The 2,907-nt window shown below is 58.4% G+C and carries 3 protein-coding genes; 1 reads left to right on the top strand and 2 read right to left on the bottom strand.

Going from position 1 to position 2,907, the window contains the following annotated elements; translation table 11 throughout:
• Window positions 1-1,388: tetratricopeptide repeat protein (locus tag IT585_13075; protein ID MCC6964178.1), on the top strand; the 1,388-nt coding region annotated here is incomplete at its 5' end.
• A 368-nt stretch (window positions 1,389-1,756) separates the two neighbouring features.
• Here IT585_13075 and IT585_13070 read toward each other — a convergent pair.
• Window positions 1,757-2,749 carry a GGDEF domain-containing protein gene (locus IT585_13070; GenBank protein MCC6964177.1) on the bottom strand — a complete coding sequence of 331 codons (993 nt, stop codon included), beginning with the start codon at window positions 2,747-2,749 and terminating at the stop codon, window positions 1,757-1,759.
• Window positions 2,733-2,907 (bottom strand): tyrosine-type recombinase/integrase (locus IT585_13065; protein MCC6964176.1); only part of this gene is annotated, 175 nt, incomplete at its 5' end. The genes IT585_13065 and IT585_13070, both read right to left, overlap by 17 nt.

The following is a 2,907-nucleotide window of genomic DNA, read 5'->3' as shown; positions in this document are numbered from 1 at the left end:
TCGGCAATAATCCCGAAGCGGACGGGCTGACGATGGTGATGCCGGAAATCAGGCTTGATTTGTCGATCCCTTGGTCGGAGTTTGTCGATACGACGGACAGCTATGCGCGGCACGATCAAGGCCGTCCGCTCAGGCCGTCGGAGATTTCCAGTTACTGGAACGACAAAGGCTGGAAGTGGGTCTTTGAGCATCCGGCCAACTTTCTGGCGTTGACCGGCAAGCGGATCGTGTATCTCTTCTCCGGCTTCGAGAATTCCGATCAAGCCGACATCTACCGGTTCTCTGAGAATTCACCGATTCTGCAGACACTCATCTTCGATCGGGGCGTCAAGTTTCCCTTCGGGGTGGTCGCGCCGTTGGCTTTGATCGGCCTTCTCCTCGCCTGGCCGGAGCGTCGCAAGTTGGCGCCGATCTACTTGTTCCTGCTTGGATATACTCCCACGATCGTTTTGTTCCTCGTGACCGCGCGACATCGGCTGGCGGTAATTGTGCTCTTTTTGATCTTCGCCGCGTTCGCGTTCAGCCGGATATTGGATGCGATGATGGAGCGCAGGCGCGAGGCGATCGGGCTGATCGCGGCCTTCGCCGTGTTGTTGGCGCTGCTGAATCTTCGGCCCTTCGATCTTGGCTATGACACGTCGGGGCAATATCATTATCAGCGCGGTCTCGTGTTTGAGAAACAGGGTCGACTGGACGAGGCCATCGGTGAATATCGGGAGGCCCTGAAGTATCAGCCGATACCGGAGGCGTTCAACAATCTCGGGTACGCCCTGGCGCGCCGGGACGATTTTGCCGGCGCGTATCAGGCATACCAGCAGGGATTGCGCGCCAAGCCGAACGCGGCGGATATTCTTGCCAACCTGGGCTTGCTCTTTCTCAACGTCAACCAACTTGACAGCGCCGAGCATTACCTGACGCGATCGCGGTCGGTCAATCCGAAGTTGGCGCAGGTTTATGTCAATCTCGCCGAGCTTTACGACCGGGGCGGCGAGACTGCCCGCTGTGAGCAGGCTTATCGCGACGGAATAGCGGCCGTTGAGAACTACGGTCCACTCTATAATGGTCTTGCGAATTTCCTGCTCAAGAGCAATCGCGGCGACGAGGCGCTGGCCGTGCTTGCTGCCGGCACGGCCGCTGCGCCGGAGTATGCGATCGGTCATGCCAATTTCGCCAACCTGCTCTTTGAGAAGAGCGATCTGAGAGCGGCGCGGAGCGCCTACGCACAAGCTTTGCGGCTGGATCCATCGCTCAATCAGGCGCGATTGAATCTGGCGGTGCTGTTCGTGCGCTCGAATTTTCCCGATTCTGCGCGCGTTGAACTGGAGACGATCCTGCGGCTTGACCCGAATTTTGCCCCGGCACGGCAGTTGTTGGAGAAGATCAGGTAGGGCGGGATATCGGCAAAGGTTAGGCACGCACCCTCACCCCCGCCCCCTCTTCCAGAGGGAGAGGGGAGTTGGCGTCATTCCCAAGGAGGCGGGAATGAATGCGTCAAGTCGCCGCGCGCGAGAAGAGATGACGGAGCGAAGTTCTCGGCGGTGGCGCACGTCACACTTTGGCAGAGCCAGCCCCTACGGTGGATTGGACGTGGAAATTGATGGAGATGAAGAATCGCGGCAGGTCACTGGCGCGGAGGGTTGCGAATGTCAGAGACAGAAACCGAGACCTGCCCTACTACTGCTCCAACCCGGCGCAATCCCTCGTGCCTCGGGACGCTGCGCAAGTGGTGGGGCACTGGCACTGGTTTTTGCCGGCGTTAGTACTTCTTGCGGCGTTCGATGACGTAGTTCGAGCCGGAGAGGGATTTGATGTAGCTCTTGAGATCGGCGAGCATGTGAGACATTTCGCCCAAGTGGGTGAAGGTGCTGTTGGCAATCAGCACCGCGATCGAGATCGTCATGAGTGGATAGACTTCCCGCTCACCGCGACGATTGACCGAGACGATTTGCCCGCGATTGCGGTCATCTTCCTCGTATCGCGATGGGATGATGCGGTCATAGATCTTCACGATGTTCGAGCAGACCGGATCGACGTGCGCCACCGGCAGCAGGAACATGAAATCGTCGCCACCGATGTGACCGACAAAACTGGCCGGCGACAGGTCGGCGACGACGTCGCGAATGATATGCGCGACCAGCCGGATCGTGCGGTCGCCATAGACGTAGCCGCGATAATCGTTGTAGGCTTTGAAGTTGTCAATGTCAAGGTAACAGACCGCAAATTCCTGATGCGTCGCCAGTCGGTGATTAATCTCCTGCTCGATCAGAATCGGCCCGGGCAACTGGGAGGTTGGATTGACGCCGATATCGCGCTGGGTGCGTTCGCGAATCATCTTGACGCGCAGTTGAAAGATCTCGCCGTCCCATTCGCCCCAGATATAGTCGTCCGCCGACGACGCGAGCCCCTGCTTGATCTGTTCGCGGGTCGGATTTTTCTGGTAGATAATCGACGGTGCGGTTGCCAGCGACAGCTGCGATTCGATCTGCCGGACCAGCTTGATCGCCTCGTTCAGGCTCTTGTCGACGCTGATCAGAATGAAATCCAGCTTGTGGCGATGCGTGATCTTGAAGAGGTCGTCCATTTTCTGGAACTTGAAGACGATGGTGTCCTGCCAGCCGGGGACACCCAGCACCAGGCCGGTAGCGTTGCCGACTTCGTCGTAGAGCGCGATACAGTTCTTAGATGGGTGGGTCAGGCGGACGGTCGGCGGCGGGACCAACAAGGCGGGACCATTAGCGGCGGCTTTCACGGCTTTTCCTCTCACGCGGATGGAATTCTACATGCACAGACTTCAAGTAAGACCGATTCAACTGGGTGTAAATCTGTGTAGTAGATATATCGGCGTGCCCGAGCATTTCCTGCACCGCCCGGAGCGAGGCGCCGCCATCGACCAGATGGCTGGCGAAG

The sequence above is a fragment of the Candidatus Zixiibacteriota bacterium genome, from assembly GCA_020853795.1.
In the GTDB taxonomy this organism is placed as follows: Bacteria; Zixibacteria; MSB-5A5; order CAIYYT01; family CAIYYT01; genus JADJGC01.
Note: the sequence above shows the minus strand (reverse complement) of the source record. Positions and strands in the feature narration are given on the sequence as shown.